Below are 25,547 nucleotides of genomic sequence, written 5' to 3'. Positions count from 1 at the left end.
AAGCGTTCCCGTGCCCGAATGCGCCTTCCCGACACGCGCACGGGGCACTGGGTATTGCCGCGTATCGCGCATTGAAACATTGCCTATCGCCCTCCCGCACCCTAGCTATCGGGCATGGCTGATCCCTATTCCACCCTCGGCGTTGCGCGCGGCGCCACCGAAAAAGATATCAAGTCCGCCTATCGCAAGCTGGCGAAGGAATTGCACCCCGATCGCAACTCCGACAACCCGAAGGCGGCGGAACGGTTTTCGGACGTGACGAAGGCGTATGACCTCCTGTCCGACAAGGACAAGCGCGCCCGTTTCGACCGTGGCGAGATCGACATGAACGGCGATCCGACATCGCCCTTCGGTTATGGCCGGGGCGGATCGGGCGGCGGCTTTCGCGGCGGCGATCCGCGCGGCGGCATGGGGGGCATGGGCGGCGGAATGGGCGGCGGCGGCATGCACACCGAAGATGTCGACCTCTCCGACCTGTTCGAGGGGATCTTCGGCGGCGGTCGCTCGTCCGGCATGGGCGGCGGCATGGGCGGGGCCGGAATGGGCGGCGGACGCCGGCGCGGCCCTGCGACGAAGGGGGCGAACGTGCAATATCGCCTCGCCGTGACGCTTCCCGATCTCGCCAATCTCGAAACGCAGCGGATCACGCTGGCCGATGGGAAGACCATCGACCTGAAACTGCCCGCCGGCGCCGAGGACGGCACGCAGATGCGCCTCTCTGGCAAGGGCGAGGCCGGCCCCGGCGGCCATGGCGATGCGATCGTGACCATCGTGGAAAAGCCGCACCCGATCTTTCGCCGCGACGACGATGCGGTGCGGATCGACCTCCCCGTCACACTGGACGAGGCGGTGAACGGCGCCAAGGTCAAGGTGCCCACGGTCGAGGGACCGGTGATGCTGACCATTGCGCCGGGGAGTTCGTCGGGCCGGGTGCTGCGCCTCAAGGGCCGCGGCTTTACCCGCAAGGCCGGCGGGCGCGGCGATCAGCTGGTGACGCTCGTCATCGATCTCCCCGAAAACGATCCCGATCTGAAAGCCCGGCTCGACGGGTGGCAGGATTCCCGTTCGGTCAGGGCAAAGCTCGGCGTGTGAGGCCGCCCCCGCCCCGCGAAGAGGGCGATTCCGCCTCCGTCCACCCGGCCGAATTCACGCCCGAGGGGCGCCGCCGCCATGCCGCCCATCTGCGCGCCGAATTGCGCAAGGGCATCCGCGTTGCAAAACAGGAAGTCGGACCCGGCTCGCGCTTCTTCGCCATTGCGAAGCGCGTGTGGACAGGCGCCTATAATGACGGGTTCATCCACGCGGGCAATCTCGCCTATATGGCCATCCTGTCGCTGTTTCCGTTCTTCATAACAGGCGCGGCGATCTTCTCGCTGTTCGGGGATGCCAGCGACCGGACCGCGGCGATCAATGCATTTCTCCTCGCCGTGCCCGCCGTCGTCGCCGACGTGATCGAACCCGTCGCCCGCGACGTGGTCAGCGCGCGCAACGGATGGCTGTTATGGGCAGGCGCATTATTCGGCTTCTGGACCGTGGGCAGCCTGATCGGGACCATTCGCGATATTCTGCACCGCGCCTATGGCACGCAGCCGACGATCGGGTTCCTGCGTCAGCGGCTCTTTTTCGCAGGGGTCGTGGTCGGCGCGGTCATGCTGTTGATGATGAGCCTCGCCGCGCAATTCTTCATCTCCGCCGCGCAGGAGGTGATCGGCGCCTGGTTTCCGGAGGCGAGCGGCATGATTGGCACGCTGGCGCTGTCGCGCTTCATCCCCGGTTTCGGGCTGTTGCTGTCGCTGTGGCTGCTGTTTCTGTCGCTCACGCCGAAGAAATACCGGGGGCGCGACTATCCCAAATGGCCGGGCGCTGTGCTGGTGACCGCATGGTGGATCACGGTCAGCACCACCCTGCCCCCGGCGCTGCGGCTGATGTTCGCGTATAATCTCACCTATGGCAGCCTTGCCGGCGTGATGATCGCCCTTTTCTTTTTCTGGCTGGTGGGTCTAGGGCTGGTCGTGGGTGCGGAATTGAATGCCGCGCTTGCCGAAACGCCCGAAGAGCGTGAGGTCAGGCGCGAAACCGAGATTCCGAAATCACGAGCCAAGACAGACGCGGACACACATAAATGACAACTGAAACCGGACAGAACAACCCGGCGACCGGCAATCTGATGCAGGGCAAGCGCGGTCTCATCATGGGGCTGGCGAACGATAAATCGCTGGCCTGGGGCATTGCCCGCGCCCTGCGCGCGCAGGGTGCCGAGCTCGCCTTTTCGTATCAGGGCGACGCGCTGGCCAAGCGGGTGAAACCACTCGCCGAAAGCCTGGGCAGCGATTTCCTCATCGAATGCGACGTGTCCGACATGGAGCAGCTCGACATTGCCTTCGCAAAGTTGGAGCAGCGGTGGGACAGCCTCGATTTCATCGTCCATGCCATCGGTTTTTCGGACAAGACCGAATTGCGCGGGCAATATGTCGATACCAGCCTCGACAATTTCCTGAAAACGATGAACATTTCGGCCTACAGCCTCGTCGCGGTGACGAAACGGGCGATGCCGCTCATGCGGGATGGCGGTTCGATCGTCACGCTGACCTATTATGGCGCGGAAAAGGTCATACCGCATTATAACGTGATGGGCGTCGCCAAGGCTGCGCTCGAAACGAGCGTGCAATATCTTGCCAACGATCTGGGGCCGAAGAACATTCGCGTGAACGCGATTTCCGCCGGTCCGATCAAGACGCTGGCGGCGAGCGGGATCGGCGATTTTCGCTATATCCTGAAATGGAACGAGCTCAATTCGCCGATGCGCCGCAATGTCACGATCGAGGATGTCGGCGGCGCGGGGCTCTACCTCCTGTCCGATTTGTCGAGCGGGGTTACGGGCGAGGTGCATCATGTCGATGCCGGCTATCATCTCATCGGCATGAAGCAGGAAGACGCGCCGGATATCGCGCTGAGCTGATGGCGGGCGTGCCCCTGCCCTTCCCCCGCGCGATGCGCCGGGGTGCGGCGGTCCTGGCGGCGCTGGGGCTGCTCTGCGGGGCGCAGGCGCACGCCGATGACAAGCAGAACGCCCTGCGGCAGATTGCGCGGCTCGACCGGACGATTGCCACGGTGGGGCACCGGCTCGCGCGTGGCAATGTCGGGCGCTGTGCCGACCGTGCGTTTCTTCCGGGTTTCAGCGTGCACGATCTGTCGCAATATTCGGCCACGTTTCGCGGTGCGGCGGTCGCGGAGTTTGCGCTTGGGCATGGTCCGCGCATCCTCGCCGTGGTTCCGGGCGGGGCCGCGGATCGGGCGGGGTTGCGGGAGGGCGACCTACTGCGCGCGCTGGACGGTGTTCGCGTGAAGACATCGGCCAGCAATGAGGATGGCGCGAGCAAGGCCGGGATCGAAGCGATCGAGGAGGCGGTGATGGCCGCGTTCGTCGATGGCCGGGGCACGCTCGACATCATGCGCGACGGCAACGCCATGACGGTCGACATCGTCGGCGAGCCGGGCTGTGCCACGCGTTTCCATCTCGAACCGTCGGCGACCTTGAACGCGCGCGCGGACGGCACCTATGTCGTGGTGACCACCGCCATTTCCGGCGTGGTCAGGGACGAGGGCGAGCTAGCCGCGGTACTGGCCCACGAACTGGCGCACAACACGTTGCGTCACCGGGCCTATCTCGACCGGGTGGGGCGCAAATCCGCGAATGTCCGCGCGACCGAGGTCGCCGCCGATCGTGAAAGTATCCACCTGCTTAAAAATGCAGGCTACGATCCGGCGAGCGCGGTGCGTTTCTGGGAACATTTCGGGCCGCGTCGACGCAGCCTGTTTGCCGGACGCGACCATCCCGGCTGGCGCACGCGCGTGCGGCTGATGCGCGCCGAAATCGGGCAATTGCCCGCCGAAGGATAGCGACGGCTTTAACGATTCTTCAGGAACGCACGAAACTGCGGCGAGCGGGCCGCGCTCTCCCAGAATTCCACGACGGCCGGCTGAAACGCGTCGATCGCGCGGCGGCATACCGTCGGTCCGCCCAGCGCGCCGACATCGAACTTGAACCTGTTTTCATGGCGGAACTGCGCCCCGTCTGCCCCGGTAAGCACCACCGCAATATCCCACGCCCCGCCAAATACCGGATCGCGGGTGAAGGACAGCGTCTCGATCGCGCCGTCGATCACGGGGGCATCCTGCTCCGCGTAAAGCCCGCCGACGGTCAATTCCTCGACCAGGGCATTGCGGATATAGCCCGACGGGCCGGTCCAGTCCGGATCGTCCGCGACCTTGAGCGAGCATGCCGAGAACAGGCCGGTATCCGTCGCATCGGCGAGGCTCTCCGGCGTGTTTCCGAACGAACCGACCGATACGCGTGTGCCGCCGACCTGTTGAAGATAGGAAAGGGTATCGCGGGAGGGGGTATAATCGGCGACGCCCGGCGTCTGGCACCCGCCGAGTCCGACCGCGACGAGGGCGATCCCGAATTTCCAAAAGGCCATGATGCTTTCCATCTCGATGCGCGGGGACGAACCTCGCTCTTATGCGGGTGCGGGCCGCGACGCCAGTGTGAGTTGCGGTGCCGCGCTCAATCGAGAACGATCTGCGGCCGTGATCGCGTGGTGGAGGGTCCGGCTGGTCGTATTCCAGACGGCGGCTCTCCTTTCGACATAGGCGCGGACGCACCGGCGGCGGACCGGACCGACGCCGCAATTCGGCGATCGATCGCGCTGGGCGCCGGCTCGCCCGTTTCCCTATAGTCCAGGATCGCGAAGCGGTCGATCTCGGCGGCCTTGTCCTCCGGCGCGACCGGCACGGCGGCAAGCGCGGGGTTGGCCGCCAGACGCTGAGGCACGTCCGCCACAGGATCCGGGGCCGGCGTTGGTTCCGGGCGGGCAGCGTCCTCCCCGGCGTAGCGTTCGGCGAAGGCGGACGGGCGCCCTGCCAGACCGGGCGAGCGGTAGAAGATATGCGTGCCGACCACCGCGGTCTTCAACAGGCTCGGGCTCCAGTATGGAACGACATAATCCGCATGATAATGCGTCGAGAGACCCACCGGAGCATAGACCGATCCCGCAAGGGCATCCTCCGCAATTTTGCGCGCCTGCGCGAGGCGGCGGGGTGCAGGCGCGCGCGCAAGCGAGCCGTCGCAGGTAAAGGTGAACTGACACCCTGTGCGCCGTTCCGCCCCCTGAAATACGACGCCACACACGCTGTTGGGATAGGACTTGTGGCGGACGCGGTTGAGGACGACCTGCGCCACGCCGCGCTGGCCATCGGCGCCTTCCATTCCGGCCTCGTAATAGATCGCCGTCGCCAGGCAATCGACCGCACGGGCGCGCTGCGACGCGGCGGCGAACATTGGCTTGAATGCACGCGAAGGGGTGACGGCCTCGTTCGCAATCGGCTGCTGTGAATTGATGGCGCGGGCATCTTCGGGGACGAGGGGCCGTATCTTGTCCGCGGTCAATTCTTCGAGCTTGACCGGCCCTCGGCTCGTTTCTTCCGATAAGGCAAGCGATGCGGAGTCGGCCTCACCATTCAGAAGTTGGCGGCGAGTGAGGTCGCCTGCGATACCGAGCAGGATGCACACCGCGAGGAGCGCAGCAAATGCATGGCGAGGCTTCAACATCTGTGCGGGAAGGCGCTGCCAAAGGGGCCTGAATAGGGTTGGGCTTGTTTGCACTCGTTCGCAATTTCACTCTGCTGCGCTGGAGTCAAACGATCTACGGGGTTGAAACGGTATGCAGGATGAACCGATGCACATGACCGAGCGTGAAGTGCGCACGAAAAACCCCCGGCCCAACAGGACCGGGGGTCTTTTGCGACAGGATGCCGAAGCATCCGTGTCGATGGATCAGGCCATCATCGCCGAGTCGTCGAGCGAGATGTAACCCGTGCTGTCGAAAGAAACGTTCGATGCATCAACGTCGTTCAGCGTCAGGGTGAAGCCCTGGAAGCTGTTGTTCGAGGCCGAACCCGAGAAGGTTTCGTCTTCGAAGTACATGATCGTGTTGTCGCCGTCCTGCTGGACGAAGACTTCGAGCACGCCGACATTGCCGACATCGGTGTTGGAGACATCGACGTCCGCATCGATGTTAACGACCGTGTAGGTGTTGCCGCCGATGAACAGAACGTCATCGCCTTCCGCACCGAAATCGTCGATGGTTGCCGAACCCGTGCCGTCACCGGTTGCCAGAACGAAGATGTCGTTCTCTGCGGTGCCGCTGGTCAACGACATGTCGTCAACGGTCTGCGGAGCTTCGAAGCCCAGATCTTCGATGGCATCGATGGCGTCGGAAACGTCATCCTGCAGATCGTCGAGCGTATCGGCCAGATCCTGCGCATCGGCAACGTCCTGAGCGAGCTCAGCGCGTGCGTCCTGCAGATTTTCAGCGTTCTCGAGCGTTTCCTGACGCGCCTGCAGCGTGCCATAGAGGTTCTCGGGATCGAGGGCTTCGACGGCTTCCTGCGCCGCAGTCAGTTCGCCCAGCGCATCGAAGTAGTCGCCTTCGGCTTCAACCGAGGTGCGCACTGCGGCCAGCAGCTGAGTGTCGCCACGATCGGTGGTCAGCTCGGGGTTGAGAACGAGCTCTTCCTCGGCGTTCAGGATGATCAAGGGCGTGCCGTCCGCCAGCGTGGCAGTGCCGTTCGACTGGACGTTGATGGCTTCGTCATTGATCGAATTGTAGAACGCGATAGCCGACAGCTCTTCGGCCTGAGCCAGCTCACGAGCGGCGTCGAGTTCCTCAACTTCTTCCGCGAGAGCTTCTGCCTTGGCAATCGCCGCAGCAAGACCCTCGATCTCGGCGATCTCTTCTTCGACCGCATCGACATCGGCCTGCGCCGAGGTCACCGAAGCGGCAACCTGAGCAGCCGTCGGATAGGTGTCGAGCTCATCCGAGAGGTTCTGGAGATTCGCGTCGATTTCGGCTTCGGTATCGAGGTTTGCCGGCTGGCTGTCGAGGAACGCGTCGAGCGCGGCCTGCGCACCCTGCAGCTGCTGAAGCGCAGCGGTCAGAGCGCTGGCATCGTCGTCACCCGCTTCGAGCGTAGCTTCGGTCGTGGTGATCGCGGTGCCGCCAAACATCACGGCGCCGTCTTCGATCATCAGAACGCGTGCATCGTCACCGCCGAATTCAACGGTCAGGCCTTCGGTGCCGACAGGAATGCTGACGGTAGCGCCCGAAGCGATGTTCGTGATGATGACGCGCGAGCCGCTGAGGACTGCGGAGTACTGCTCGGCTTCGCCGGCGAGTTCGATGGTGTCGCCGCCGTTGGCGAACGACGCGTCGAGGGTGACGTTGCCGCTGACGATGGTGACGGTTTCGTCGTTGTTGGTGCCGATTACGTCAACGTCGGGACCGCCAACGGTCACGGCGTCGCCCATACCTTCAAGAATTACACGTGCCATTTTTTATCTCTCTTGTGTCTAATGAAATTAAGCGATGGTGTCCGCAGCGACAGTCACGTCAGCATAGGAGAAGAAGTCGAAGCCGACAGCGGCTTCGGCAGTTGCCTCGTTGAAGATCAGACCAGCATCGTCACCCAGAACGTCGTCGAGAATGATCTCGCTGACCGTGCCGTTGTTGTTGAAGATGATCTGAAGATCGTTCGCATCGTCCGGACCGGTCGAGAAGCTGACGCTGTCCGTGTTCGAGAATTCGATCATGTCGCCTTCTTCGAAGTTGCGGATGATCGTGTAGCTGGCGACTTCGGCATCGTCGGTCAGCAGGTAGTCCATGTCACCCGAGTCGATCAGGTTCGGCGTGTTCGGATTGTTGTCCGTATCCACCGCATCTAGATTGACCGTGGTGATGGCATCGTCGAGGTCGTTCACGTCGATCGTGACGTCCTGGCTCGTCATGTTGCCTTCGGCGTCGGTCGCGGTCACCGTGATGGTGTAGCTGTCCTGCATCTCGAAGTCGGGCGAGGCCACGAAGCGAACTTCGCCATCGTCCGCATCGATCGTGAAGGCGTCGGAATCGTCGCCGTCTTCGATGCTGTAGGTGATGGCATCGCCTTCGGCGTCGACCGCATTGGCATCATAGACGACGGTCGCGACGTCGGAATTCTCGTCGATGGCGACGGTGACGTCGTCACCATTGGCGAACGTCGGCGCGGTGTTCTCGACTACGTCGGTGATCGCGATGTCCACGTCCTGCGAAACCGAATTGCCTTCCGAGTCGGTCGCGATGACGGTCAGCGTGTAGCTGTCCTGCATCTCGAAGTCGGGCGAGGCCACGAAGCGAACTTCGCCGGTGTCGGGATCGATGGTGAAGGCGTCGAAATCGGCGCTGTCGGCATCGATGCTGTAGGTGATGTCATCGCCGTCGGCGTCGGTTGCGGTCGCGGTATAGACCACTTCGCCAGCGTCAGTGTTCTCGGCGAAATCGACATCGGTGCCCGACGTGAAGACGGGAGCAACATTCTCGGGCTCGGGCTCGGGAAGGTCGATGTCATCGTCGTTGTCGTCGAGGACGGCATAAAGGCCGAGACCGGCAGCCGCAACGGCAGCAACGGCCAGGATCGGCGCGCCATTCGAATCGCCACCGAGAGCGGAAGCTTCCTCGCCTTCGTCGCCCGGTGCAGCGCGTGCATCGTCAGCCGCAGCAATCGCTTCGAAAACAGCAGCTTCCGAACCCATTGCGAGATCGACGGGTGCGTCCTGCGCGTCGGCGTCGTCTTCGTCTTCCTTCTCGTCCTCGTCGACCACGGCCTGCGCCTTCGCCTGAGCCTGGGCGGCGTCGGCCATTTCGACGGGAGCTTCTTCCGACTCAACCTGCGGAACGGCGTCTTCCGAAGCGGCGGCGGCGAGCGCGGCGAGTTCGGCGGCGGTCAGCGGCTTCGCGGTTTCGGCAGTGTTCGCTGCGGTTTCCGGAGTGGCTGCTTCGTTCGCGGGTGTTGCGGTCGAACCGGCCTGCTGGCCCTGCTCAACAGCAGTCGGTGCTTCGCTTCGTGTCATAATTCCGCTTTCCCTGAAATTTTGTTCAAGTTGATGTAACACCGGGGGCCATCTTTAATCGGTCCCCTGACGCGCTGTGCATAACAGCTTCAATCGCCCCGCCAAACTGTTTTTTGCCAAAATGGGACAAGGGCGAGTGGCTGGTATGATGTTTGTTATCTAGTCCTTTTTCGGATTAACCGGGGCTGACGCGCCGCGCGGCCTGTTCGAGACGAGGCAGGGGTAGCGAGCGGGTCGTTAATGCTAACGTTTCAATGACCTAAGAGGTTCCCCTTGGTCACGGGCATTCGGTCGCGTCTCCGGAACGTTTTGGCCAGCCCGCCCCGGATCAGGGCGCGAGCCACGGGCGGAAACGCGGCTCTACGTGGCGCATTTGCAACTCTATGTGCTGAACCGTGCAGCCATCCTCGGTCAGCAGGTCGCGGACCGCGGCATCCAGCTCCCGCCAGCCGACTCCTTCTGTCCGCAAACGTGCGAGCAATTCAAAGGCACGGTCCTCGTCCATCGCGTGCGATACGAACAACCGGTCGAGATTGTCGAAACATGCGGCAAGATCGCCGCGCCACGCGGTCATCGCCGTCTCTCCCGCGGGAAAAGAACTTGATCCGTTGTGGAGGTAATGCCCCCGGCCGGCGCATCGTCGCGATGGGCCAGGCCGGGGATCGGGTCGATCATCGTTCTTCCAGTGCCTCGTCCGCCGTCTTGAGGATCGGCTTGGTGAGATAATGGAATACCGTCGTCTCGCCCGTTTTAATCTCCGCGGTCGCGGTCATGCCCGGTTGAATGGCGATGACTTCGTCGGGACGGCGCGGCCGCATCCGGGACGTGTCGACCTCCAGATTGGCGGCATAGTAGCTGACCGGACCGTCGGGCGTTTCCTCGGTCAGCGTGTCGGCGCTGACATAGGTCACCTCGCCCTCCGCCGAACCGTAGATCGATGCGTCATAGGCATCGAACTTGACCGCTGCCTGCTGCCCGGTGCGGATAAAGGCGATGTCGCTGGGCGGAATGCGCGCCTCCACGATGAGCGCGCCGCCGGTCGGCACGATCTGCAACACTTCGTCGCCGGGTTTCAGCACGGCGCCGATCGTGGTGTACTTGACGTTCACGACCACGCCGTCAGTCGGTGCGTAGAGCTCGGTCTGCTGCAACGCCTGCTGCCGCTGCGCGAAGGATTGCTCGGCGGTGGCGAGTTCGCCTTCGATCCGGGCGTATTCGGTCTGCAGCTCCTGAAGATAGGCGTTGCGCCGGTTGGTGATCTGCCCCTCCAGATCGGCCACGGTGCGCTGCATGCGCAGGACCTCGGACCGGCTGACGTCGCCGCTGTCGACGAGCGGCATGTTCATGGCCAGCTCTTCGCGCACGAGTTGCAGCATGGTCTGAAGATTGCTCAGCTCCTCGCGCAGGGCGCGGCGACGCTGATAATAAAGCGCGCGCTGGTTGGCGATGAACTCGCCATCGCGCACGTCCGAGGGGAAGCGCAACGGACGGTCGAACAGCTCGGCTTCGATCCGGGCCATCTGCGTGCGCAGATCCTCGACCGTGGCGACCGATTCCTCGACCGCGGCGGATTGCGTCACCTTGTCGAGCACGACCAGAAGCTGCCCCTTCTTCACCCGGTCGCCTTCGCGCACGAGCATCTGGCTGATGACCCCGCCTTCCGAACTCTGCACGATCTGCGTCCGGGCGGACGGGACCACCGTGCCCGGCGCGCGGGTAATCTGATCGAGCTCGGCCCAGAGCGACCACGCAAGAAAGCCCAGCACGGCCGCGCCGCGAGGGCGATGATGATATTCGATTGCTTGATCATATCGATCCTCGAGAAAACTCAGTAGCCGGAGGGCGGCGTGTCGCCTGCGCCGGGTTTTACGGATGGGCCCGGTTTCGGGGATGCGGATGCGTCGTCACCCGCCTGCGCCGTGTTTCCGGCATTCTGCCCGGCATGGACGTGGCCCGATGCCGCGCGGTCCGGGGCCGGGGTATCCGGCGCGGGGGTATCGGCCGCGCCGCCGCCATTGCCCGATGCGGCGGGCGAACGCCGCACGACCGTCGTTTCGCCGGTCTTGGTGGCGGTGACGCGCTGACGCTTTTGCTGCGTGACCTGTTTCTTGTCGGCCGTATTGCCGCGCAGCTTTTCGAGGACTTCCTTCGGCGGCCCGTCGAGGCGGACCTGTCCGTTGGTGACCACGATCACGCGGTCGACAAGCGAGAGCAGTTGCAGCCGGTGCGTCACCAGCACCAGCGTGCTGTCACTGTCGAGCCCGGATTTCAGCGCGCCCAGCACGCGCGATTCCGTCGCCTGGTCGAGATTGGAGGTCGGCTCGTCGAGCAGCATCACCCGCGGCTTGCCCAGCATCAGCCGGGTCAGGCCGGACAGCGTGCGCTGCCCCCCCGAAAGCCCGCGCCCGCCTTCGGAAATTGGCAGGTCCAGCCCCATCGGGTGTCCCGCGATCATCGGCGCAAGGCCGAGATCGCCCGCCACGCGCATCAGCTCGTCATCGCCCGGATTGGCCATGCCGAGCAGGATATTGTCGCGCAGCGTCCCGTTCAGCATGCGCGTATCCTGCGGCAAATATCCGACATGCTGACGCAGGATATCCTCCGCGACGTGATGCATGTCGAGCCCGCCGATCGTCACCGAACCCTGCGCCGGCGCATAGAGCCCGGCAAGCACGCGCAGCAGCGTCGACTTGCCCGAGCCGATGCCGCCGATGATCGCAACGCGTTCGCCCGGCTTTATCTCCAAATGCGGGATATGCAGCCCCGAACGCGCCCCGGCATAGGCGAATTGCACGTTTTCGAGCCGGATCGGCCCGTCCAGCTTTTCCGGGCGCAGCGGCTCCATATCCGTCGGCCGGTCGAGCGGAAGTGCGAGAATCGCGTCCAGCATGGACAGCGAGGACCGCGCATAGCCCCACTGAATGAGGAAATTGGGAAGCTGGCTGACGAGCGGGCCGTTGATGCGGCCGGCAATGATCGCACAGGCGATCAGCGCGCCCATCGTCATCTTGCCATCGCTGACCTGGATGGCGCCGAGCGCGATGATCGCGACATAGGCGATCTGCTGCAGGCTGCTGAAGATCGAGCCGGCGATCGCCTGCCAGCGTTTCACCGGGTCTTCATGCAGCTGCAGCTCGTCCATGAGCGTGTTCCAGCGCGACAGCATGTGCCACCCGCCGCGATTGGCCTTCACCGTCTCGACCGCGTCGAGCGATTCGACCAGCAGGCCATTCTTGCGATTGCCGCTGACCTGCGCCTTGGCCGTGTCCTTGCGGATCAGCCGGGCAATGGTGAACGCCATGATGAGCGCGACCGGGAAGCTGATGATCGGCACGATGGCGACGATGCCGGCAAGGCTGGCGATGACGAAGATGAAGAACAGCGCAAAGGGCAGATCCGCGATCAGGAAGATCGAGGCCGAGCTGAGCAGCGAGCGTACCTGCTCCAGCCCGCGCAGCTGTGCCGCCATCGTGCCGATCCCGCCCGGCCGCGCATCGAGCCGGACGGCCTGCGCCCGGGCGAAGAAGAATTCCGACACCTCGGCGTCGATCTTGGCGGCCTCGCGCTCGATCATGAGCGAGCGCGTCGTGCGCAGCGCAAAATCGATGAGCAGGGCGAACAGCACGCCCGCGGTAAGCACCCAGAGCGTGGAAAAACCACTGCGCGGGATGACGCGGTCATAGACCTGCATCGAGTAGAGCGAGGTCGCCAGCGTGACGAGATTGATGACGATCGTCGCGACGACGGCGGAAAGGAACACCTTCTTGCGCAGCAAAAGCGAGCGCCAGAATACGGAAAGCGCGCTCGGCACGTCCTCCCGCTCGACCGAGCGGGGCAGGGCGAGTTCGAAGAATCTTACCCCGCTGCGATATTCCCAGCGTTCGTTCTTCTCGCCCGAATAGACGCGCAGCGTCTCGGTGCTTTCCCACTGATCCGCGATGCCCCACCCGCGCGACGGCGAATGGATGAGCAGCGGAAACTGGTTCGGACGCGGGCGCCCGGTGACCTCGGTCGGCTCCTTCCATCCGGCGGCGTCGGCCAGCGCATAGATGGCGGAGGCGTCGTCGGGCTCGTCGTTCTGTGTGTTCGCGTCCCAGTCGGGCGGCAATTCCACCCCACGTTGCCGCGCGAAGACTTCGACGAGTTGCTTGAGTTTACTCTTCACGTTCAGCTTCCATGAGATCGGCAGCGTCCATGCGGTCGCCAGTTTCCATGAGGTCGGGGCGCCATTCGCATGTGCGCAAGAGAAGGCGAGCCGCAGACGCCATCGCGGTCGTCTGCGCATCGACCAGCGTGATCTGCGCCGCCATGCTTTCGCGCACGGCATTCATCACGTCGAGCCAGGTCCGCTTACCGGTGATGAACTGCCGCACGAAGGATTCGGTGACATTGTCGGTGGCGATCGCGGCGGCGTCGCTGCTCTCGATCGTTTCGGCGGACGTTGCGTTTTCCACCACGTCGAGGAGGATGGATTCGCGCAATTCGCGTTCGGCCACGGTGATCTGCAACAGGCTGGCCTGCTCGCGGAGCGCCGCGCCGCGCGCCGCGGCAAACGGCGCAAGCCCGCCAGAGGACTGCGCCGTGACGACCACGCCGAAACGCGTGCCGTAAATCTCGTCATCGGACAATTGCACGCCGACGTTCGGCATGATCTGCGCCTTGGCAAGCTTGCGGTCGGCCTCGGCGACCTGCGCCTCGGCGGCAAAACGCCGGCGCGTCGGATCGCAGGTCAGCGCCTGCAGCACGGCCGAATCGGTCGGCGGGTGGTGCAGGGCGCGCGAATATTCGGGGACCGGCCCCAGCTCGAAATCGGCATTGCCGGTGAGCTGCGCGAGCCGTTGCAGGCTCGTATACCGCTGCGCGATGGTCTGGCTGAGCTGCTGACGGACCTGCGCCGTGCGCGACTTGGCAAGGTCGAGATCGGAGCGCGGGCTGACTTCCTGCTCGACCCGGCGCGTCATCGACTCGACGAGGCGCTGATGCTCGGCCAGGCTGACGTTGAGGATCTTTTCACGCCGGGTGGCGCGCACCGCCTCGTAATAGGCGTTGATCGTCTGCATCGCGAGCTGCTGCGCCGTTTCGGCGAGCTGTGCATCGGCGACGGAAGATACCGCCTCGGCCCGCTCGATATTGCCGGTAATGCGCCCGCCGGTCCAGATCGGCTGCTCGATCTGTATCTGCGGGGCGAAATCGCTGCGCGCGTTGTCGCCGATCCGCCCGCCGACCGAAACGCTGGGAAAGCGCATCCATTCCGCCGCGTCCACATCGGCTTCGCTCGCCCGGATCCGCGCCTGCGCCGCGTCCATCGCGGGGTAGGTCGATACCGTGCGCGCCGCGGCCATGCCGAGCCGGTCCGGAACCGCGGGGGGCAACGGAATCGCCGTGTTCGCGGCGCGTATGTCCGCCGGGACCGGCGGTCCATAGCTATCCTGCGCGGCGGAATGCGCGACGCCGGCCATGAGCACGAGGCTCAGACCGGCGGCAAAACGCGACGCATGTTTCCTGACCGAGCATGAAAGATTACCCGGTTCGGCCTTTGAAACCAAAAGAGACACCTTCCCGAAGAAGCCCCGACCTGCCCGCCGTCAATCGCGACTGGCGAGCGGTCCCTAACACAGCGGCGCGAATATGCCGAACTTGGTTAACCTGTGCTTGCCGCCGGTGGAAATCGGGGCCAGGCCGCGAAAGGCAGACCGTTCGCATCCGTTTCCCTCGGAAACATTCCGGTCGGCCCGGACGCGACCCCCGCATCGCGCCGGTCGCGCCTTTTTTCGAATCGCAAGCTAACGGTTCGGCCCATGCGGTCCGGCCACTCCGGGCCGCAATGGAATGGCCGCTCTCCTATATGCAATTGCCCATATCGCAAGGAGAATTTCGTCGCAGCCGTGCGACAACACCGTTCGGAATCGCGCGATCAGGGGTTGGGGAGCGGCGCGCCCATTTCGCCGGACGTTTCGCCCTCGGCCTCGCTTTCGGCGCGCAGGCGGGCTTCATATTGCTGCTCGAGCTGTTCGACGCGTGCCTGTTCCGCCGCCGCATCCTCGTCGATTTCGGCGAGCCTGCGGGCCCGTTCTTCGGCGATCAGCTGCCCGAAACGCACGTCGGAGCCATTTTCCTTCTCGGCATAGGCTTCATTGATCCGCTCCGCTTCACAACCGGTGTAGCCGCCCGGCCCGACCGTGGAACAGCTTTGCGCACCGGTCGCGCCGACGTCGCGATTCGCCATCACGCGCTCGTTCCAGCTTTCGTTCTGCCGGCTGTCCGACTGTCGCAGCGGGGCGGGGATGCGGTAGGGATCTTCCTGCCGGACGCAGACGGTGATTTCCTGCTCCGTCGATTCGGGGCAGGGCTGATCGCCATAGACGATGACCTGGTTGACCGTCGGTTTAGCCGCATCCTGCGCAGCGGCGGGCATCGCGAAGGCGCCCATCGTCATCGCGGTGACAAGCGCGGCGCCTTTTGCCCAGCGGGTGCGAAACTCAGGTCCGGTCATAATGCGTGCGCCTCCATGCGCGTCTTCATTCGTCTTCATACAGCCGCAAAAGGCGTGAACCGGCGGTGAAGCCCGCCTCTCCGCATGGCCGTCATATGCGTTTCGACACCGCGATCGCCGCCTTGCACCCGAGCCGGATTGCGCCCGAGAGTAGCGCATAGGCAGGCGCGCGTTCGGCGCCGCTTTCGATCGCGGTCTGGTGATGCTCGCGCTCTTCGTCGCGGAACTTGTGAATGATTTGCGAAAGCTCCGCATCATCGTCGCCCAGCGCGTCGAGCTGATCCGAATAATGCTTGTCGATCTCGGTCTCGACCGCGGCGGTGCAGGCCATCGCCGCCTCCGGCCCGATGAGAGCGGTCGCCGCGCCGAGCGCGAAACCCGCCACGTCCCAGAACGGTTGCAGAACCGTGGGCCGCACGCCCCGCTCGATCAGAAGCGCGTCGAAGCGGGCGCGATGTTCCGCTTCCTGCGCGGCCATGGCGGCGATTTCATTGCTGCCCGGCGCGCGGTCGCCCATCACGGCGAGCTGCCCGGCATAGATGCGGGTGGCGCCGAATTCGCCGGCGTGGTCGACGCGCACCATGGCGTCGATGTCGTTCTGCCTGTCTTTCACCGCCTGTGTCATGCCCTATCAACGCGCAAACCGGCGCGCGGTGCCGAAAAGATCAGCGCGGCGATCGCCGCACCCGTCGAAATGAGGAAATTCCACCCCGCGAGCGATATTCTGAACAGGTCCCAGGGCGCCACGTCGCACCGGGTGATCGGCGCGTTCATGATCGCGTCGAGCGCGTTGCCGCCGCCGGTATCGGCATTCATCGCGCAGCTCGTCATGCCTTCCCACCAGCCATATTCGACGCCCGCGTGAAACCCGCCGAGCAGCCCCGCGACAAGCAGCAGCACCGCGGCGATCCGCACCAGCCAGGGCCGCATGTCGCCGCCCACGACAAAGGACAGCACCGCCGGCACCAGCGCCGCGAAATGCGCGTAACGCTGCCACCAGCACATTTCGCACGGGAACAGGCCAAAGCCATATTGCGACACATACGCACCCGTCAGCAGCGCCGCAGGTACGATTGCGACGATAGCCTGCGCCTTTCGCAGGGGACCGGGGCGAGGCGGCATGGCGATGCTCAATTGCTGCGGCGCTTGACCGGGACATTGGCGAGCCGCGTATTGCGCAGCGTCTGGATCGCGTAATGCAGCTGGAAATCCTCGATGCCGCGCTCTTCGAGCTGCTCCGCCGTCAATTGAAAGCGGGGATCCTCCATGAGATCGGCCTCCAGCTCCTTGTCGTCCAGCTCCAGCTCGTTGATGAGATGGCCGCGCAGGTCGGATTCGCGCACGGTCCGCGCGGCACGGGCGCGGGCATCGGGGTCGGAAATCTGCGGCACGCGAATATCGGGCGCGATCCCGCCCTCCTGCACCGACCGGCCCGAGGGCGTGTAATACCGCGCCGTCGTCAGCTTGAGCGCGCTGTCGTTCGACAGCGGCACGAGCGTCTGCACGCTGCCCTTGCCGAAGCTGCGCTCGCCCATGATCAGCGCGCGATGGTGATCCTGCAACGCGCCGGCGACGATTTCGGAGGCCGAGGCCGAACCCGCGTCGATGAGCACGACGACCGGGATATTCTTCGCAATATCGCCCGACCGTGCGGAATAGCTTTCATTGTCGCGCGCGAAACGGCCACGCTGCGACACGATCTGCCCTTTTTCGAGGAACAGGTCGGACAGGCTGATCGCCTCGTCCAGCAGCCCGCCGGGGTTGGAGCGCAGGTCGAGCACGATGCCTTCCGGCGCGCCGCCCATCTCCGCCCGGATCGATTCCATCGCGCGTTCCACCTCGCGGCCGACATTCGCGCTGAACGTAGAGACGGTGATGATGCCGATCTTCCCTTCGACCGCATGTTCGACCGGGCGCAATTCGATGATGTCGCGGGTAATCTCCACCTCGAACGGTTCATCGCGGCCGGGGCGGAACACGGTCAGCTCGATACCCGTGCCGGGCAGGCCGCGCATCTGTTCCACCGCCTCGTCCAGCGTCCCGCCATAGACCAGCTTTCCGTTGAGATGGGTGATGTAATCGCCGGCTTTCAGCCCCGCCTCGTCCGCCGGGCTGCCGCGGGTGGGGGCGATGATCTTGACCACCCCGTCCTCCATCGTGACCGAAAGGCCGAGCCCGCCATAGCTGCCCTCCGTCTGCGTGCGCAGGTTTTCGAAATCGGTCGCATCGAGATAGGTCGAATGGGGGTCGAGGCTGGCCAGCATGCCGTCGATCGCACCGCGGATCAGCGTTTCGCTATCGACCTCGTCGACATAGGTGGACTGGATCCGTTGGTACACCGCCATCAATTCGCCGAATTGCGGCGCGCTGCGTCCATCGACGGCGGCAAGCCCCGCCGTCGCCACGGGCAGAAGCGCGAGCCCCGCCACCAGCGCCCCTGCGCGCAGGCGGGATTTGAAACGATGCGAAAGGGGGCGGGTCATCGTGGAAATGGCGAAATCCTTTGTCTTCGATCGCGCGTTCTATAGCCGATTGCGACTGAACGCCAGATGGCCTTTTTCACCGGTCCTCGCCTTCTGAAACGCGCAGCGGATCGATGGGCCTCCCATCACAGCGAATCTGGTAGAAGATGCGCGCCGGATCGCCGCCAGCCCGGCCCAGCAACGCGCCCCGACCCACCGGCTGTCCCGGCACCACCGCCAATTCGCCGAGCCCGGCGATCACGCTGGTCAGCCGGGCCGGGTGGCGGATGATGACGACCATGCCATGGCCGCGAAACGGCCCGGCGAACGCGATTTCGCCGGCCCGCGGTGCGATCACCGGGGCGGAGGCACGGGCCGCGATGGTGACGCCGGGATTGCGCAAACCGGCCGCATCCCGCGCATGATAGGCGGACAGGATCGTACCCTCCACCGGGAGCCGCCGGTTCGCGGCGGTGTCCCTGTCGCGCGGCGCGGGGCCATGTCCGGGCGGTTCGGCAGCAGATGCGCCAGACCCTGCCGCGGACGCGAGCGGCATGGAAAGCGATACGAGCAGGATGACGACGCCCCGCACGCATTCATCCCGAGCGGTGGTAGGGGTGGCCAGCCACGATGCTGGTCGCACGCCACAATTGTTCGGCGAGCATGGCCCGCACCATGAGATGCGGCCAGGTCATGGGACCAAAGCCGAGCAGGAGGTCCGCATCCCGGCGCGCCGCATCGCCATGGCCATCGGCGGCCCCGATGACAAAGCGCGCCTCGCGCACGCCGGTATCGCGCCATTTGGACAGCAGTGCGGCGAAATCTTCCGACGACATCTGCTGCCCGCGTTCATCGAGCAGGATTTCGCGCGCCGGGGTCTGCGCCGCGGGAATGGAACCGCCGCTATCGGGCAGTTCGGTGAGACGGACCGGCCAGGCGATCCGCTTCATATAGCGGTCGACGAGCTCGGCTTCGGGGGAGCGGGCGATCTTTCCGCGGGCGATGATGTGCAAACGCATCGCGCGACCCTATCGCCCCGTCTCCCGCCGGTCCAGCCGGTCGGCTCAGGCCGTGCCGCCCTCGCCGAAGCCCCACATCCGCTCCAGATTGTAGAAGGTGCGGACCTCGGGCCGGAAGAGATGGACGATCACGTCGCCCGCATCGACCAGCACCCAGTCCGCCGCGGGCAAGCCTTCGATCCGCACGGGGCCAAAGCCGCCCTGCTTCACGCGCTCGGACAGTTTTTGCGCCATGGCGGCGACCTGCCGGCTCGACCGGCCCGATGCGATGACCATGTGATCCGCGATCGAGCTTTTGCCCTCCAGCGGGATGGTCACGGTTTCCTGCGCCTGATCGTCGTCGAGCGATTGCAGGACGAGTTCGTGAAGCGAGCCCGGCTCTGCGTCGGCGGGGCTGGCATAACCGGCATCGCCGGTGGGGGTGTTGCCGGACGGTTCCGGCGTAGTGTGCGCCTCATTCATTATGGGGTGTTTAGGCCTCCCGATGTGGTCAAAAAAATGGGGTCGCGGAAAAAAGGTTCATCGATTCGCCGATGGACCGGTCGTGGCCGCGCCTTGCGCGTATGAATGTGGCCCCTCTTGGGCCGCGGCTCAACCCTTTGGTTGCGATATGATGCGGCGGGTCACGCCGTCGCGCGGTCGCAGAGATGCGTGATCCGTTGCCCAGCCCGGCGATTTCGCGCGAATGGCGGTGGCCGAACGCGGGTCGGGATCGAACCGCAGAAACGCCCAGGCTGGACGCTGCGCAGACCCGCGGGTATGGCCCTTGTCCTGCAGATGCGCCGGCGACACGCGATAGCGGCGGAGCCACGCCATCGCCGGGCTGCGCAGCGCAGCCGCATCATATCCCGGCCGTGCGATGACCGCGATCGGCAACAGCCGGGCAATCGTGCGCCAATCGCGCCAGCGGTGAAACTGCGCCAGATTGTCCGACCCCATTAGCCACACGAATCGCCGTCCGGGATAGCGCCGGATGAGCGCACGCAGCGTATCGACGGTGTAGCGGGTCTGCATCTGCGCCTCGATCGCGGTGGCACGGATGCGAGTGCCGCGCGCCATATCGCGCGCCGACGCCAGCCGGGCGGGAAGGGGGGCCATGCCCGCCTTTGCCTTCAACGGATTGCCGGGCGATACCATCCACCACACCTCGTCGAGGTGCAGCGCATCCATCGCGAACAGGCTGATCCGCCGGTGGCCGCCATGGGCGGGATTGAAACTCCCGCCCAGAAGCCCGGTGTGCACGGGATGCATGGCGGGCATTCAACCCGCCATGCGCATCAAATGGCGCATCAGGGGCGCGTCTGCCCCGTGCCGCGGACCTGCCATTTATAGGTCGTCAACCCTTCGAGCGCGACCGGACCGCGTGCGTGGAGGCGGCCGGTGGCAATGCCGATTTCCGCGCCGAGTCCGAATTCGCCGCCATCGGCGAACTGGCTGCTCGCATTGGCCATGACGATGGCGCTGTCCACTTCGTTGAGGAAGCGTTCGGCGGTGTCGGCATCGCCGGTGACGATGGCATCGGTGTGGCCCGACGAATGCGCCGAGATGTGCGCCAGTGCCTCGTCCAGACCGTCGACGATCTTCACCGCGAGGATCGCATCGAGATATTCGGTGTCCCAATCCTCGTCATCGGCGGCGTCGATCCGGCTGTCGAGCGAACGCGCCCGGCTGTCGCCGCGAAGGGCGCAACCCGAATCGAGAATTTTGCTTAGAAGCGCCTCGCTCTTGGGATAGTTCGCGTCGAGCAGCAGCGTTTCCAGCGCCCCGCATACGCCGGTCCGGCGCATCTTGGCATTGACGGCGACCGCCTCTGCCATGTCGGGCGCGGCAGCGGCGTGGACATAGGTGTGGTTGATCCCGTCGAGGTGCGCGAGCACCGGCACGCGCGCCTCTTCCTGCACCCGCGCGACCAGCGACTTGCCGCCGCGTGGCACGATCATGTCAACCTTGCCCGCCGCCTTGAGCAGCGCGCCGACCGCGGCACGGTCCTGCGTCGGGATCAGCTGGATGGCGCCTTCGGGCACGCCCTTCGATAGAAGGCCGCGCGACATAGCGGCGTCGATGGCACGGTTGGAATGCACCGCCTCGCTCCCGCCGCGCAGCAGCGCCGCGTTCCCGGCCCGCACGCAGAGTGCAGCGGCATCGGCGGTCACGTTCGGGCGGCTTTCGTAAATGATGCCGATCACGCCGATGGGCACGCGCACGCGCGACATCTTGAGGCCGTTGGGCATTTCGGAACGGTCGATCACATCGCCGACGGGGTCGGGCAGGGCGGCGACGTTTTCCACCGCGCTGGCAATCCCTTCGAGCCGTTCCTCGTCCAGCTTCAACCGGTCGAGCATGGCAGGGGGCAGATCGCGTTCCTTGCCGGCGGCAATGTCCTTGGCATTGGCGGCGAGGATGGCATCCTTGTCCTCCCGCAGCGCGGCGGCGGCGGCGCGCAAGGCATCGGCCTTGTCGCCATCGGCCATGCCGGCGAGCACGCGCTGTGCGGCGCGGGCATCCTTGGCCAGGCGGGAGATCAGGTGTTCGGGCGTTTCCGCCTTCGTTTCGGGTTCGAGCGTCTCTGTCATGTTCATGGCCCATACATAGCATGTTGCACTGCAAAAGTCAGGGGCAAGCCCGGAATTTACGGCAGGATGTGCGGGATGCATGATCAATGCAAGGTTGCCGCACGATTCGCGCGACGGACAGGTTGGGCACGGCGAGGGTTCCACGCCCGACCTCACAAAGCCTGCAATTCGCCGCAAACGTCACCAAACCGCTATTGCCCGTGCCGTCGTATGGGTGTGGCGTTTCGATCCGCCCCCGCCGCCGGTGACGCCGAGACTCTCCACCATCCTATTTCACGTGAAACACCCGTACGCTCATGCCGGAACCGCCTCCAGCGCCCGCAAAGCCTTGCGGTCGAGCTTTCCGATCATGGTTTTCGGCAGTTCCTCGCGAACGACGACCCCGACGACACGCTCATGCTTGCCCAGACGCGCGTTCAGCCGGTCCTTGAGCACATCGCCATCCTCGGCAAACCCGTCGTTCAGCGTGACGAACGCCTTGGGGCTCTCGCCGCGATAGGCATCGGGCACGCCGATCACCAAAGCTTCCTTCACCGCGTCGAATTCGAGCAAGATGTCCTCGATCTGGCTGGGGAACACCTTGAACCCGCCGACGCTGATCATGTCCTTGATCCGGTCGACGATGTTCAGGAACCCCTCCGCGTCGACGGTCGCCACGTCGCCGGTGCGGAAATAGCCATCGGCGAAATCATCGCCGGATTCCCTGCCCCAGTAACCCTTCATGATCTGCGGCCCCTTGATCGCGAGCTCGCCCGGCTCACCGGCCGCGGCCATCTGCGACGGGTCTTCTTTGTTCAGCAGGCGAATGCGCGTGCCGGGCAGCAATTGCCCGATCGTCCCGACCTTTTCGCCGTCTTCATAAGGATTGGCCGACACCACGCCCGAACTTTCGGTGAGCCCGTAACCCTCGATCAGTTTCGCGCCGGTCGTGTGCTGAAACTTCTCCTTGAGCGGGAGGGGCAGGGGCGCCCCGCCGGCTATACAGACGCGCAAGGACGAAAAATCGGTGTGCGCGGCTTCGGGCCGGTCGATCAGCGCCTGATACATCGTCGGAACGCCGGGCAGAGAGGTCGCCTCGACCCGCTCGATCGTTTTGAGCGTATCGCGCGCATCGAATCGCGGCAGCATCGCAATCATCCCGCCGGACAGCACGGTGCGATTGAGCACGCAGGTATTGGCGAACACGTGGAACAGCGGGAGCACGCCGACGATCACGTCGCGTTCGCCGCGATGCGCGTCGATCCGTGCGACCTGCCGCGCATTGGCGGTAAGGTTCTGATGCGTGAGCATGGCGCCCTTCGGAACGCCGGTGGTGCCGCCGGTATATTGGATCAGCGCGACATCGTCCATCGGGTCGAGTTCGACTGGTTCGGGATCGGTATGGCCCGCCATGAACGCCCAGAGGTCGACGATGCGGTCGTCATCGGGCAGGTCCGACACCTGCTTTCGCCCGAACGCCCGCAAAAGCGCGCTCTTGCCGATGGGCAACATGTGCTTCAGCCGCCCGACGATGAGCCGTTCGAGCCGCGACTGGTCCAGCACCTTGCACGCGGTGGGGAAAAGCGCGCTGCTGTCGAGCGTGAAGAGCGTGTCGATCCCGGAATCCGCGACCTGCGCGGCGAGTTCTTCGACGGTGTAGAGGGGTGAGAAATTCACCGCCGACGCGCCTGCGATCATGATGCCGTAATAGGCGCTGACGTACATCGGCACGTTCGGCAGGAACAGGCCGACGCGGTCGCCCTTGCCGATGCCCCGCGCCTGCAGCGCGGCGGCGATGCGCGATGCCTCCCGGTGCATCTCGCGATAGGTGAAACGGCGTCCGTAAAAATCGACCAGCGCATCCCCGCCCGCACGGTCCCGCGATGCCGCGAACATGGCCGGCACCGTCAACGGCTCGAACTGCTGATCCCAGCTTCCCGGGTGGCGGTAGTTTTCAACCAGTGCGGTTTCGCCCGCATCCTGCGGGGGCCATTCGGACACGTGCACACTCTCCTACTTACATCTTTGTAAGCTATTTTGCACAGTCCGCCCGTTCCTGCAAGCCGATCCGGCACCGGTTTCGCGCCCGCCGCGCGCATGAAAAAGCCCGGCTCCCGCAATGGGGGCCGGGCTTTTTCAAGCAATTGCCGGATTGTCGCGGCCGATGGCGCGGATCAATCCTGCGCGTTGCCCTCGGCCTTGCGGGCGTCGAGCCAGGCCTGCGCCTCGGCTTCCTGCGCGGCTTCGACCGCGTCCTGTGCCGCCTGTACGCGCTCGGCCTTGAGCTCGTCGATGAGCGCCTGGCGATCGTCGGTGAGGCGGGTGTCGGTCTTGGGCTCCGCCTCGTCGGTGCCGGCCTTCTTCGCCGCCTTGGTGACGGCGGCGTCGAGCTCGCGCTGCGAACACAGGCCGAGCGTGACCGGATCCTTGGGATTAATGTTCTGAATGTTCCAGTGCGAACGGTCGCGAATCGCGGCGATCGTATTGCGCGTGGTGCCGATCATCTTCGAAATCTGCGCGTCGGAAATTTCCGGATGGTTGCGCAGGATCCACGCGATGCCATCGGGCTTGTCCTGGCGCTTCGACACCGGGGTATAACGCGGGCCCTTGGTGCGCTGCATCTGCACCGGCGCCTTGTGCATCTTCATGCGGTAGGACAAATCGTCCTGCGCCTTCTCGATCTCGGCATGGGTGAGTTCGCCGGCGCGGACGGGATCGCGCCCGGTGTATTTCTGTCCTGCCATGTCGTCGGCCATCGCCTGCACCTCGAGGATGTGGAGGCCGCAGAAGTCGGCGATCTGGTCGAAGGTCAGGGCGGTGTTGTCCACCAGCCAGCTCGCGGTTGCATGCGGCATCAGCGGAGTTGCTTGGTTCTGGCTCACGGGAAAACCCTCTGGCTTGGCCCCGGCGGGCCGGGAACGGCCTGCGCGCGGGGGTTGAATACGATAAGGGCCGCCCCTTCCCGGAGCGGCCGCTTGCCCGTGCCGATTACGCCATAGAGCGCACAAGGGCAAGCATTAGTGGCAGACCGGGGGCAGGGGCGCCAGCCCGCGCACTCACCCCTCAACGTCGAGCACGACCTTCCCGATATGATCGCCGCTGTCCATGTAGGCATGCGCATCGGCCACGTCGGCAAGCGCGAAACGGCGGTCCATGACCGGGCGCAGCTGTCCGTTTTCGACGAAGGGCCAGACCACCCGGCGGATTTCCTGCGCCAGCGCGGCCTTGAAATCGGCGCTGCGCGGGCGGAGCGTGGAGCCGGTGAGACGGAGGCGCTTGCGCATGACATTGCCCATATTGATAGTCGCCTTCGCGCCGCCGAGCACCGCGATCGTCACGTGCCGCCCATCGGGCGCGAGGCATTCGATGTTGCGCGCAACATAATCGCCCGACACCATGTCCAGCACGACGTTCACGCCCTTGTCCCCGGTGATGCGGGCGGTTTCGGCGACGAAATCCTGCGTCTTGTAATTGATGGCATGATCCGCCCCGATGCGCAGCGCGGCCTCGCATTTTTCATCGCTTCCGCAGGTCACGATCGTGCGCACCCGGAACAGTTTCGCCAGCATCGCGGCCATCGTGCCGATGCCACTCGTCCCGCCATGCAGCAGCATCGTATCGCCATCCGCGGCCGATCCGCGGTCGAACACGTTGTGCCACACGGTGAACAGCGTTTCGGGCATGGCCGCGGCCTCCGCCATGGACAGCCCGTCCGGCACCGGCAGGCAATGGCGCGCATCCGCCACGCAATATTGCGCATAGCCACCACCCGATACCAGCGCGCAGACCCGGTCCCCTTCCGCCAGCGTATCCACCCCGTCGCCCAGCATCGCGACCGTGCCCGATATTTCGAGGCCGGGAATGTCCGGTGCACCGGGCGGCGGGGGGTATTTGCCCTCACGCTGGATGATGTCGGGTCGGTTCACCCCGGCATGGGCGACGCGGATGAGCACCTGCCCCGGACCCGGTTTCGGACGGGCCACGGTCTGCGTCCGTGCGACTTCGGGACCGCCGGGTTTTTCGAAAAGCACCGCGGTCATCTCGTCCTGCGTCATCGCAATTCCTTCCATCACTGGG

At 64.9% G+C, this 25,547-nt stretch carries 24 protein-coding genes; 4 read left to right on the top strand and 20 right to left on the bottom strand.

Features of this window, described 5'->3' with window-relative positions; translation table 11 throughout:
• Positions 1-114 precede the first annotated feature (114 nt).
• Genes JD971_RS07530 through JD971_RS07515 form a run of 4 tightly spaced genes read left to right on the top strand, consistent with a single transcriptional unit; the run spans position 115 to position 3,900 of the window.
• On the top strand, positions 115-1,092 hold the full coding sequence (locus JD971_RS07530; protein ID WP_202087020.1) for a DnaJ C-terminal domain-containing protein: 978 nt from the start codon (positions 115-117) through the stop codon (positions 1,090-1,092).
• A complete protein-coding gene (locus JD971_RS07525; RefSeq protein ID WP_236672341.1) occupies positions 1,089-2,126 on the top strand; it encodes a YihY/virulence factor BrkB family protein in 1,038 nt (345 codons plus the stop codon). The genes JD971_RS07530 and JD971_RS07525 overlap by 4 nt, the downstream gene beginning before the upstream one ends.
• Complete coding sequence (gene fabI / locus JD971_RS07520; RefSeq protein ID WP_236672340.1) at positions 2,123-2,959, top strand: enoyl-ACP reductase FabI; 837 nt, start codon at positions 2,123-2,125, stop codon at positions 2,957-2,959. Before JD971_RS07525 ends, fabI begins: the two co-directional genes overlap by 4 nt.
• The gene (locus JD971_RS07515) at positions 2,959-3,900 is read left to right on the top strand and encodes a M48 family metallopeptidase (RefSeq protein WP_202087018.1); all 942 of its coding nucleotides are present in this window, start codon (positions 2,959-2,961) and stop codon (positions 3,898-3,900) included. Before fabI ends, JD971_RS07515 begins: the two co-directional genes overlap by 1 nt.
• 8 nt (positions 3,901-3,908) lie before the next feature.
• On the opposite strand, the gene JD971_RS07510 is transcribed toward JD971_RS07515, so the two are convergent.
• From JD971_RS07510 to JD971_RS07415, 20 genes are all read right to left on the bottom strand, one after another.
• Positions 3,909-4,481, bottom strand: coding sequence for a hypothetical protein (locus JD971_RS07510; protein ID WP_202087016.1), 573 nt, complete (start codon positions 4,479-4,481; stop codon positions 3,909-3,911).
• Between the two features lie 86 nt (positions 4,482-4,567).
• Positions 4,568-5,449, bottom strand: coding sequence for a cell wall hydrolase (locus JD971_RS17115; RefSeq protein WP_371809725.1), 882 nt, complete (start codon positions 5,447-5,449; stop codon positions 4,568-4,570).
• Between the two features lie 387 nt (positions 5,450-5,836).
• A complete protein-coding gene (locus JD971_RS07500; RefSeq protein ID WP_202087012.1) occupies positions 5,837-7,393 on the bottom strand; it encodes a hypothetical protein in 1,557 nt (518 codons plus the stop codon).
• 27 nt (positions 7,394-7,420) lie between these two features.
• Positions 7,421-8,944 (bottom strand): cadherin repeat domain-containing protein, encoded by a 1,524-nt coding sequence (locus JD971_RS07495; RefSeq protein ID WP_202087010.1) that lies wholly within the window; start codon positions 8,942-8,944, stop codon positions 7,421-7,423.
• A gap of 328 nt (positions 8,945-9,272) precedes the next feature.
• A complete protein-coding gene (locus JD971_RS07490) occupies positions 9,273-9,518 on the bottom strand; it encodes a hypothetical protein (RefSeq protein ID WP_202087008.1) in 246 nt (81 codons plus the stop codon).
• Positions 9,519-9,615: 97 nt separating this feature from the next.
• Complete coding sequence (locus tag JD971_RS07485; RefSeq protein ID WP_202087007.1) at positions 9,616-10,710, bottom strand: HlyD family efflux transporter periplasmic adaptor subunit; 1,095 nt, start codon at positions 10,708-10,710, stop codon at positions 9,616-9,618.
• A 62-nt stretch (positions 10,711-10,772) separates the two neighbouring features.
• Positions 10,773-13,109 carry an ATP-binding cassette domain-containing protein gene (locus JD971_RS07480; protein ID WP_202087006.1) on the bottom strand — a complete coding sequence of 779 codons (2,337 nt, stop codon included), beginning with the start codon at positions 13,107-13,109 and terminating at the stop codon, positions 10,773-10,775.
• Positions 13,099-14,403, bottom strand: coding sequence for a TolC family protein (locus tag JD971_RS07475; protein WP_236672383.1), 1,305 nt, complete (start codon positions 14,401-14,403; stop codon positions 13,099-13,101). The genes JD971_RS07480 and JD971_RS07475 overlap by 11 nt, the downstream gene beginning before the upstream one ends.
• Positions 14,404-14,858: 455 nt before the next feature.
• Entirely contained in the window at positions 14,859-15,437 is a 579-nt protein-coding gene (locus JD971_RS07470; RefSeq protein ID WP_202087004.1) for a hypothetical protein, read from the bottom strand.
• 91 nt (positions 15,438-15,528) lie between these two features.
• Entirely contained in the window at positions 15,529-16,062 is a 534-nt protein-coding gene (locus JD971_RS07465; RefSeq protein WP_202087003.1) for a demethoxyubiquinone hydroxylase family protein, read from the bottom strand.
• A complete protein-coding gene (locus JD971_RS07460; RefSeq protein WP_202087002.1) occupies positions 16,059-16,559 on the bottom strand; it encodes a disulfide bond formation protein B in 501 nt (166 codons plus the stop codon). The genes JD971_RS07465 and JD971_RS07460 overlap by 4 nt, the downstream gene beginning before the upstream one ends.
• Positions 16,560-16,567: 8 nt before the next feature.
• Positions 16,568-17,920 (bottom strand): S41 family peptidase, encoded by a 1,353-nt coding sequence (locus tag JD971_RS07455; RefSeq protein ID WP_202087000.1) that lies wholly within the window; start codon positions 17,918-17,920, stop codon positions 16,568-16,570.
• A 76-nt stretch (positions 17,921-17,996) separates the two neighbouring features.
• Positions 17,997-18,491, bottom strand: coding sequence for a murein hydrolase activator EnvC (locus JD971_RS07450; protein WP_202086999.1), 495 nt, complete (start codon positions 18,489-18,491; stop codon positions 17,997-17,999).
• A 4-nt stretch (positions 18,492-18,495) separates the two neighbouring features.
• Positions 18,496-18,918, bottom strand: a complete 423-nt coding sequence (locus tag JD971_RS07445; protein ID WP_202086997.1) for a 23S rRNA (pseudouridine(1915)-N(3))-methyltransferase RlmH — start codon at positions 18,916-18,918, stop codon at positions 18,496-18,498.
• Between the two features lie 45 nt (positions 18,919-18,963).
• Entirely contained in the window at positions 18,964-19,380 is a 417-nt protein-coding gene (gene rsfS / locus JD971_RS07440) for a ribosome silencing factor (protein ID WP_202086995.1), read from the bottom strand.
• Between the two features lie 129 nt (positions 19,381-19,509).
• The gene (locus JD971_RS07435) at positions 19,510-20,178 is read right to left on the bottom strand and encodes a nicotinate-nucleotide adenylyltransferase (protein ID WP_236672339.1); all 669 of its coding nucleotides are present in this window, start codon (positions 20,176-20,178) and stop codon (positions 19,510-19,512) included.
• A 29-nt stretch (positions 20,179-20,207) separates the two neighbouring features.
• The gene (locus JD971_RS07430; protein WP_202086993.1) at positions 20,208-21,497 is read right to left on the bottom strand and encodes a glutamate-5-semialdehyde dehydrogenase; all 1,290 of its coding nucleotides are present in this window, start codon (positions 21,495-21,497) and stop codon (positions 20,208-20,210) included.
• Between the two features lie 288 nt (positions 21,498-21,785).
• Positions 21,786-23,471 carry an AMP-binding protein gene (locus JD971_RS07425; protein ID WP_236672338.1) on the bottom strand — a complete coding sequence of 562 codons (1,686 nt, stop codon included), beginning with the start codon at positions 23,469-23,471 and terminating at the stop codon, positions 21,786-21,788.
• A 173-nt stretch (positions 23,472-23,644) separates the two neighbouring features.
• Complete coding sequence (locus JD971_RS07420; RefSeq protein WP_202087451.1) at positions 23,645-24,325, bottom strand: DUF1013 domain-containing protein; 681 nt, start codon at positions 24,323-24,325, stop codon at positions 23,645-23,647.
• A gap of 201 nt (positions 24,326-24,526) precedes the next feature.
• Positions 24,527-25,525 carry an NAD(P)H-quinone oxidoreductase gene (locus tag JD971_RS07415; RefSeq protein WP_236672337.1) on the bottom strand — a complete coding sequence of 333 codons (999 nt, stop codon included), beginning with the start codon at positions 25,523-25,525 and terminating at the stop codon, positions 24,527-24,529.
• Positions 25,526-25,547: the final 22 nt, after the last annotated feature.

Origin of the sequence: Croceicoccus sp. YJ47, assembly GCF_016745095.1 — a bacterium.
In the GTDB taxonomy this organism is placed as follows: Bacteria; Pseudomonadota; Alphaproteobacteria; order Sphingomonadales; family Sphingomonadaceae; genus Croceicoccus.
This window is presented reverse-complemented; position numbering and strand designations above follow the sequence as displayed.